Source organism: Reyranella sp., from assembly GCF_050185545.1.
GTDB lineage: Bacteria > Pseudomonadota > Alphaproteobacteria > Reyranellales > Reyranellaceae > Reyranella.
In genome coordinates this window covers 1-8,787 of sequence record NZ_JBFWZI010000249.1, presented here as the reverse complement: position 1 = coordinate 8,787, position 8,787 = coordinate 1, and the positions used below count along the sequence as shown (strand labels likewise).

The window sequence follows — 8,787 nt, the reverse complement described above, 5'->3', positions numbered from 1 at the left end:
TGTAGTCGGTCTGCAGGCGACGCAGGCTGTCCTCCACCGCCTGCTTGATGTGCAGGCGCGACATGCCCGAATCGTTGGCCCGGCCGCCCGTCGGATTGAACACCTTGGTGGCGATCACCGCGTCCTGCCGCCGGCCCTTCAGCGCCTTGCCCAGCATGGTTTCCGAGGCGCCGGCGACGTAGGTGTTCGCCGTATCGAAGAAATTGACGCCAGCGTCGAACGCGGCATGCACCATGCGCGCCGCCTCAGCTTCATCGGCGCCATTGCCGAAGGTCATGGTCCCCAGGCAGATCTCCGAGACTTTCAGGCCCGCGCGGCCGAGACGACGGTAATCCATAGTGGTGTTTCCTTAGGATTCTCCTCCCCAGCTCTGCTGGAGAGGTGTCCGCGTCTTCGCGGACGGAGGGGTCGTCGTCTCATGGACCGCGGGCGTCCCGCCCGCTCAAGATCAAGGAAGAATGAGCGGGCGGGACGCCCGCGGTCCGGAAGACCATGACCTCTCCGCCCCGTATAACGGGGCACCTCCCCGGCGAAGCCGGGGAGGACTCATAAGCCCAGCATCGCCTTGGCCAGCACGTTGCGCTGCACTTCCGACGAGCCGCCGTAGATCGTGGTCTTGCGGGTGTTGAAGTAGCGCGGCGAGACGTCGTCGACGTATTCGCCGCCGACCGGAACGACGTTGCTGTCGTAGTTGCGCAGCTCGGTGAAGGGCGCGCCGTACCAGCCGACTGCCTCGACGGCGAGCTCGGTCACCTTCTGGCCGACCTCGGTGCCGCGCATCTTGACCACTGACGCCATGTTGCCGGGCGCATCGCCGGTCTTGAGGCTGGAGTAGAACATCAGCTCGTTCATCTCGACGGCATCGATCTCCATCTCGAGCGCCGCCATCTTCTCGCGCCACACGGGGCTGGCCGACAACGGCTCACCGGCCTCCATCTGGGTCGTCGACAGGGTCTGCAGATGGCGGAATGCTTTGCGCAGGCGCGGCCCGTGGGCCTGGCCGCCACGCTCGAACTCGAGCAGGTACTTGGCGTAGGTCCAGCCCTTGTTCTCCTCGCCGACCAGATTCTCGACCGGCACCTTGACGTCGGTGAAGAACACCTGGTTGACCTCGTGCCGCATCGGCGTGCGCGTGCCGTCGACCAGGTAGATCGGATCGATCCTGATGCCCGGCGACTTCATGTCGATCAGCAGGAAGGAGATGCCCTCCTGGCGCTTGCCCTCGTTGGAGGTGCGCACCAGGCAGAAGATCCAGTCGGCGAAGTGGGCGTTGGTCGTCCAGATCTTCTGGCCGTTGACGATGTAGTGGTCGCCTTCGCGCACGGCGCGCGTGCGCAGGCTAGCGAGATCGGAGCCCGAGCCCGGCTCGGAGTAGCCCTGGCACCACAGCTCCTCGGCCGCCGCGATCTTGGGCAGGAAGCGCTTCTTCTGCGCCTCGCTGCCGTACTTCATCAGGACGGGCGCCACCATCTTGATGCTGAACGACGACAGGTAGGGCGAATCGGCGCGCGCCATCTCCATCTCGAAGATGAACTTCTCGGTCGAGCTCCATCCCGTCCCGCCATACTCCTTCGGCCAGTTGGGGCAGAGCCAGCCGCGCTCCGCGAGCTTCTTCTGCCATTGCAAAAGACGTTCCTTGGAAACGTGGCTGGTGCGGCTGCGCCGGCTTTCCTCCGCGACCTCGACCGGCATGTTGGTGGTAATCCAGTCCCGCACTTCCTTCTGGAAGGCGAGCTCCTGCTCATTGAATGAAAGTCGCATGGCTCAGAGTCCCAGCATGACCTTGGACATGATGCCGCGCTGCACCTCCGACGAGCCGCCGTAGATCGTCATCTTGCGGCCGTTGAAGTAGCGCGGCGCCAGCACATCAACGCCTTCCGGTCCGATAGGCTCGACATTGGCGTTCCAGGCGCGCTGCTCGGGGAACGGCTGGCTGTAGTAGCCGGCGGCCTCGACGGCCGATTCCTGGACTTGCTGCATCACCTCGGTGCCGCGCAGCTTGATCATCGAAGACAGCGGCCCCGGGTTCTGTCCCGACGCGAGCCGCGAATAAAATTCCTGCTCGAACATCTCGAGGCCGGAGATCTCGATGTCCATGCGCGCGAGCTTCTCGCGCCACGACACGTCGGCCATGATCGAATCCTCGCCGTCCGGCATGGACTGGGACAGCCGCTTCAGCCGCTCGAAGGCCGAGCGCAGGCGCGGGCTGTACGGGTTGCCGCCGCGCTCGAACTCGAGCAGGTACTTGGCGTAGGTCCAGCCCTTGTTCTCCTCGCCGACGCGGTTCTCGACCGGCACCTTGACGTCGGTGAAGAACACCGAGTTGACCTCCTGCGTGCCGGCACGATTGCCGTCGGCGGTGATTATGGGCTCGACCGAGATGCCCGGCGTCTTCATGTCGATCAGCAGGAAGGAGATGCCCTCCTGCGGCTTGCCTTCGTTGGAGGTGCGCACCAGGCAGAAGATCCAGTCGGCGGTCTGCGCCAGCGTGGTCCAGGTCTTCTGGCCGTTGACCACGTAGTGGTTGCCCTCGCGCACCGCCTTGGTGCGCAGCGACGCGAGGTCGGACCCCGAGCCAGGCTCGGAATAGCCCTGGCACCAGATCAAGTCGGAGTTCAGCATCGGCGGCAGGTGGCGCGCCTTCTGCTCGGGTGAGCCGTACTTCATGATCACCGGCGCGCACATCTTGGGGCCGAACGGCGAAGTGCCGGGCGCGCCGGCCCGCGCCATTTCCATCTCGAAGATGTACTTCTGGGTCGTCGTGAAGCCCGGTCCGCCGAATTCCGTCGGCCAGCCGGTACACAGCCAGCCCTTCCTGGCCAGCCGCTTCTGCCAGTCGATCAGCCGCTCCTTCGGCATGTAGGCGTTGCGGGCCACCTTCAACTCGCCCACGATCTCGGGCGTCAGGTTCTCCTTCAGCCAGTCGCGCACTTCCTGCTGGAAGGCCAGCTCTTCCTCGCCGAATGTCAGGTCCATTGGGGCTCCTTTCAAGGCCGCGAAAGTACCGCGCGGGGCTTGCGGGCGTAAGCCCCCGTGTTTTCCTCAGCCATCTTACGGGGAAGGTGGCCCGCAGGGCCGGAGGGGGAAGGCCTAATCGAGATCCATGACTTTCCCACGTCGGAGTCAGAGAGATCTCGACTGTGACCCTCCCCCTCGCCCCGTATGACCGGGCACCTCCCCATAAATCACGAAGGGACCTCACCCTGAGGAGCGGCCCGGAGGGCCGCGTCTCGATTCGGGCGAAGTAACCTTCGCGCTTTGGTGGGCAGCAGGGAGGGTGCTGCGACACGGCTTTTCAACGATCTCCTGTGTGGCCCATCCTTCGAGACGCGCCCTCCGGGAGCTCCTCAGGAATGAGGTTCCCTTCTACTTCAACGCCTATGGGGCACCTCCCCCGTATGACGGGGAGGCAAAGCCCCTTCACGCGGCCTTCTTCGCCAGATGCGGGAACATGGCGACCCGCGCTGTGTCGTCCATCTCGGTCTTGAAGGTGTAGCGGTCCTTGAGTGCCAGCGCGCGGGCGGCGGCGGGCCGGGCGCTTATCTCGGCAAGGTGCCGCTGGACGTTGGTCAGCTTCGCCGCCGTCTCCTCGCCCAGCACGAACGGCGTGAGCCGCGACCAGCCCCACAGCGCCATATCGACGACGGTGTAGGTGTCGCCGCACATGTAGCGATGCTTGCCGAGGCGCGCGTCGACGATGCCCCAATGGCGCTCGGCCTCGAAGGCGTAGCGATTGACGGCGTAGTCATTGGGCTTGGGCGCATAGGTCTTGAAGTGCACCGCCTGCCCCGAATAGGGACCGATGCCGGAGGCGACGAACATCAGCCACGACAGCATCTCGCCGCGCGCCTTGAGGCCGGGGGCCGGCAGGAAAGTCCCGGTCTTCTCGGCGAGATAGAGCAGGATCGCGTTGCTGTCGAAGACCGTCGTGTCGCCGTCCACGATCGCCGGCACCTTGGCGTTGGGATTGATCGCCAGGAAGGCCGGCGTGTGCTGCTCGCCCTTGCGCGTGTCGACCGGCACGATCTCGTAGGGCAGGCCCATTTCCTCGAGGCACAGCGCGACCTTGGTCGGGTTGGGTGCGAGATTGAAATAGAACTTGATCATGGTGTCCCCTCTTCGAGTCCGCAGGCCGCACAGGCCTGCTCCAGCTCGGCGCCCGACGGCGCGCTGATCGGCTCCGGGAGCGCCATGGATACATCGTAGACCTTCCGCGCTCGGGTGGCAGTCGAATCCTGGGAGTCGTGCGTCGGAGAGGAGTCTGCGGCGCGCCGCCGGAGTCCCTCGGCAGTCGTGGTTCCACAACGGCACAATCGCACATGCCGAAGTAAGTGACATGTACAAATGCCCTCCCTTTGCCTGAGCCTCTGCGGTTATGCTGGCTGCTGGCAACCCTCGCGGGGACATTGGAGGAAACATCATGGCGAAGCGCATCAACCGCGCCATCGAGCTCCTGGAGGCCGACCAGGCGATCTACTACGACGGTCCGCACACCGGTCACGTGCTGACCTACGAGCAGGGCCGCAAGGACGCCAAGACGTGGGCCGACTACATCAATGTCGGAATGGAGCACGGCGCTTTCGACATGACGGCGCTCGGCGAATACATGCGCGGCCTGGTCGATGGCGGCCCGACCAATTCGGGCCATCGGACACCCGCCATCATCGTCGAGGCGCCGGTGAACGGCATCGACGGGCCGAACGTCGCCTACAACGCCTGGCAGTTCCGCCAGATCCTGGGGCGCGGCGTGCACGGCATCCTGCTCTGCCAGGCCGAATCAGCCGACGCGGTGCGCGAATTCGTGCGCGCCTGCCGCTTTCCGCACCACAAGGCCGGCGTCGACAGGCTCGGGATCGGCAGCCGCGGGCGCGGCTCGGAGCCGACGGCGGCGCCGATCTGGGGCATCGACCAGATGGAATACTTCGCCCGCTGCGAGCCGTGGCCGCTCAATCCAGACGGCGAGCTGCTGCTCGGCGTCAAGATCGAGAGCCCGCCCGGCGTCGCCAACTGCGAGGAAATTCTGGCGGTGCCTGGATTGGGATTTGCCGAGCTCGGCCCGGGCGATCTCGGCCTGTCGCTTGGCTACACCAGCCTGCAGCGCCGGCCCTACCCGCCCGTCATGGAAGAGGCCCGGGCGCGAGTCTTCTCGGCTTGCAAGTGGAACCGCATCGCCTTCCTCGAGGGCGCCACCCCCGACAAGATTGCCGCCAGCCTCGACGAAGGCGTCCGGGTCATCGCGGGCCACAATCCCGAGTCCGCACGGGTCGGCCGGGCCCATCAGAAGCGCGCGATGCCGGTGTGACCCTGGCGGGCGCTGCGGCCGTCAGCCCATCACCAGCTTGGGTAGGCCGAGGGCCATGTCTGGCCATGCCATCAGTAGGGCGATCAGCAGCATCATCGCCCCGACGAAGGGCAAAGCCCCCCACACGACGTCGGCGATCGGGCCGCGCTCGCGCATGCCCTGCACGACATAGAGGTTGAGCCCCACCGGCGGCGTGATCAGGGCGGCCTCGATCAGCACCGTCAGCACGACGCCCCACCAGATCGGGTCCCATCCGAGATTGGTGACGATGGGAAAGATGAAGGGCGTGGTCAGGATCATCATGGAGATCGTCTCCATGAAGCATCCCAGGACGAGGTAGAAGCCGATGATCAGGAGCAGCGTGCCGTACTTGCCGAGGCCCAGCCCCTCGATCGCCGTGCCCAGCCCGTCGGTGAAGCCGATCGATGCCAGGACGAAGTTGAGGAACTGAGCGGCCAGGATGATCAGCATGATCATGGCCGTGGTGCGCATCGTGCCTTCCAGCACGCTGCGCATCATCGCGAAAGACAGAGTGCGCTGCAGGGCCGCCAGGACCAATGCGGCCAGCACGCCGAGCGAGGCCGCCTCGGTGGGGGTTGCCCAGCCCGCGTAGATCGACCCGACCACCACCAGGAAGATGAACAGCGGCGCGATCAGATCCTTGAGCGTGTAGAGCCTCGACCGCCACGACGTCTCGATCGGCGTTCCTCCCTTGGCCGGGTTGGCCAGACAGGAAAACAACACATAGACCATGAACAGGCCGGCCAGCAGGGCGCCCGGAAGCATGCCGGCAAGGTAGAGGCGCGGCACCGAGCTGTTGGTGAGCAGGCCATAAAGGATGAAGTTGATCGACGGCGGGATCAGGATGCCGAGGGTGCCGCCGGCCGCCACCGTGCCGAGGAACAATCGCTCGTCATATTTTCGGCGCCTGATCTGCGGCAGCGCGACCACGCCGACGGTCGCCGCCGTCGCCACGCTCGAGCCGGACGTGGCGGCGAACATGGCGCAGGTTCCGATATTGGCGTGCATCAGCCCGCCCGGCAGCCAAGACAGCCATTGCGCAATGGATGCATAAACCCGCTCGGCGATGCCCGAGCGCAACAGAATCTCGCCGAGCATGACGAACAGCGGGATGGCGATCAGAATGTATTCCGCGCTCGAGTTCCATAGGATCTCGCCCATGGCGAGGTAGAGCGGCATCGACGAGTAGAACTGGTTGAGGGCGAGCCCCAACACGCCCATCGCCGCGGCGATGGGGACGCTGATGGCAAGCATGACGATCAGCATCGCCAGAGCGGTGAACAGCATCGGGTCTATTTCTCCGCGCGGCTCGGCGACGGGGCCGGATGGTGGCCGAATGCGATGCCGAGCCCGGAGAGCTCGCTTTCGATCTCCTCGTCCTGCGAGGCAACGCCGGCGGTCTGGCTCGCGGTGGCCAGATCGCCCCGCCACAGCGCCATCGCCGTCCGTGCGACCGCCACGAGGATGGAAACTACGAACAGGGCGAGCCCGAAGACCCAGGGCGCCTGCGGCAGCGACAGCGGGGTACGCAGTGGCGTGTTCGCGCGATTCCATTCGAGGTAGTTCGACAGCGTGAGATCGAAGGCACGATCGAGCATGGCCAGCGCGACCAGGCCCAGCACGAGCAGGGACAGCAGATCGAGCCCGGCTCGCACGCGAGCCGGCAGGTTAAGATAGAGCGCGTCGATGCGGACGTGACCCCGCGTCACGAGGACGTGGGCCAGCGACCAGCTCGTGCCGACCGCGAACAGGTATGCGGCGATCTCGTCCGAGCCGGAGAACAGCACGCTCAGCACCTTGCGGGACACGACCTCCGCCGAGACCACGATCGTCGCGGCGAGCAGCAGGACGCCGCCCAGCCAAGCGAAGATGCGCGACACCTTCGCCGTGAGGTTCCAGGCGGTTTCCATCAGGGGCCTCGCCCCCCGTCCAACGCCATCGTCAGTGGCCGTTGCGGCCCGGGCATCACTTCGCCTTGGCCACCAGCCCGTACTGCTTGCCGATCGTCTCGGTCCATTTCTGGGCGCACTCGGCGCCGCAGCGCGCGGCCCAGGCGGGCAGCACCACGTCGTTCAGCACCTTGTCGCGCGCCGCGAGGTCGGCCTTGGACGGCAGGACGAGCTTGAGCTTGCCCGGCGGCCCGGCGGTGCACTTGCTCTTGCCCTGGCCAGTTGTGCACGCAACCCCATCCTCGGTCTCCTCCTCGACCGTCTTCCACGACTTGTCGGAAAGCTTCACCATTTCCTTCTTCATCAGGTCCTGAGTCGCGGGCGACAGCTTGTCCCAGGTCTTGGTACCGACCACCCAGACGGAAGCGGTGAAGCCGACGGGCAGGCGGAACAACGTGCTCGTCACCTCGTGCCACTTGGCCTTGTAGGCGGGCATGGTGCCCGTGATGCCGCAATCGACCACGCCCTTCTCGAGCGCCGGCACGACCTCGCCGAACGGGATGGTGACTGCGGAGCCCCCGAAGCCTTTCACCAGATCGGCCTGTGAGGCACCTTGCACACGGATCTTCTTGCCCTTGAGGTCCTCGACGCTGGCAATGTCGCCGCGACAGTAGAAATTCTGCTCGGGCCACGTAAAGGTGCCCAATACGTAGGCACCATGACGCTCGCGCATCACCTTCTGCATCTCGGGCATCCAGGCATCAATGATGTCGCGGCTCATCTTGAAGGTCCGCGCGACACCCGCGATATCAACCGCCTCTACGATGGCTGCGCCGTCGTCGACGTAGATCGGCAATGCCGCGGCAAAGTCGTACACACCGGTCTTGAGCAAGCGCAGGACCTCAGTGCCCTTGAGGTTGAGCTCGGTCACCGACTTGATGTTGCCGGACAACTTGCCGCCCGACGCGGCGGGCAGCTCCTTTTCCCAGAACGGAACTTCCAGGACCTTCCAGTTGGTGAGGAAGTTCCAGGTACCGACCACGTTGAACTTCTTCTGGTCGATGGCTTGCGCATGCGCTGCCATGCCGCCGAACAGAACCGCGGCAGCTGCCGCGGCGCCCATGAGCCGCTTCATCAAAAGCCTCCCTGATGAACTAGTCTTTGTTGTTACCCCAACACTAGCGCAGGGTTTGGGCGCTTGGCCAGCCGTTAGCTGCGCCCCTGCCGCCGCCACACGGCGATCACCACCCCGTCGTGGCCGGGGTCGGCGCCACCGTCCAGGCCGTCCTCGTGAATGCGGATTGCATGCACCGCCCCAAACCCGAATGTATAGGGACTGCGCACCACCGGATAGCCCTCGGCCTGCAAGTCGCGCTCGACCCGCCCCTGGATGCGATTGGAGGTGTCGATCGTGTCGGAGGTCGCCGAGAAGCGCGGCGCGCTCACTGCCTCGACCATAGTCAAAAAAAATTGCGCGTTGAGCCAGCCACAATCCCGAAGGGGCGAATGTCGGCCCTGCCCACCAGAAGCGGACGATGCCAGTGTAACGTCACCTCTCGCGGGCGGCTTCAGTTG

General features: G+C 65.3%; 8 protein-coding genes and 1 pseudogene. 1 reads left to right on the top strand and 8 read right to left on the bottom strand.

From position 1 onward, the window contains the following. From AB7O82_RS34825 to AB7O82_RS34810, 4 genes are all read right to left on the bottom strand, one after another. On the bottom strand, nt 1-337 hold a 337-nt coding region (locus AB7O82_RS34825), incomplete at its 3' end, for an aldo/keto reductase (RefSeq protein ID WP_428621514.1). Between the two features lie 209 nt (nt 338-546). Beyond that, nucleotides 547-1,761, bottom strand: coding sequence for an acyl-CoA dehydrogenase family protein (locus AB7O82_RS34820; protein WP_428538856.1), 1,215 nt, complete (start codon nt 1,759-1,761; stop codon nt 547-549). 3 nt (nt 1,762-1,764) lie between these two features. Further along, entirely contained in the window at nt 1,765-2,976 is a 1,212-nt protein-coding gene (locus AB7O82_RS34815; RefSeq protein ID WP_428538858.1) for an acyl-CoA dehydrogenase family protein, read from the bottom strand. A 444-nt stretch (nt 2,977-3,420) separates the two neighbouring features. Then, entirely contained in the window at nt 3,421-4,107 is a 687-nt protein-coding gene (locus AB7O82_RS34810) for a glutathione S-transferase family protein (protein ID WP_428538860.1), read from the bottom strand. 313 nt (nt 4,108-4,420) lie between these two features. On the opposite strand from AB7O82_RS34810, the gene AB7O82_RS34805 reads away from it, so the two are divergent. Next, complete coding sequence (locus AB7O82_RS34805; protein WP_428538862.1) at nt 4,421-5,302, top strand: aldolase/citrate lyase family protein; 882 nt, start codon at nt 4,421-4,423, stop codon at nt 5,300-5,302. A gap of 21 nt (nt 5,303-5,323) precedes the next feature. On the opposite strand, the gene AB7O82_RS34800 is transcribed toward AB7O82_RS34805, so the two are convergent. The 4 genes and pseudogenes from AB7O82_RS34800 to AB7O82_RS34785 all read right to left on the bottom strand — a co-directional run. Continuing rightward, a complete protein-coding gene (locus tag AB7O82_RS34800) occupies nt 5,324-6,610 on the bottom strand; it encodes a TRAP transporter large permease (protein ID WP_428538864.1) in 1,287 nt (428 codons plus the stop codon). A 5-nt stretch (nt 6,611-6,615) separates the two neighbouring features. Continuing rightward, on the bottom strand, nt 6,616-7,233 hold the full coding sequence (locus AB7O82_RS34795) for a TRAP transporter small permease subunit (RefSeq protein ID WP_428538866.1): 618 nt from the start codon (nt 7,231-7,233) through the stop codon (nt 6,616-6,618). Between the two features lie 55 nt (nt 7,234-7,288). Further along, nucleotides 7,289-8,347, bottom strand: a complete 1,059-nt coding sequence (locus AB7O82_RS34790) for a TRAP transporter substrate-binding protein (RefSeq protein ID WP_428538868.1) — start codon at nt 8,345-8,347, stop codon at nt 7,289-7,291. A 74-nt stretch (nt 8,348-8,421) separates the two neighbouring features. Continuing rightward, nucleotides 8,422-8,787, bottom strand: a pseudogene (locus tag AB7O82_RS34785) (hypothetical protein); the annotation flags it as partial.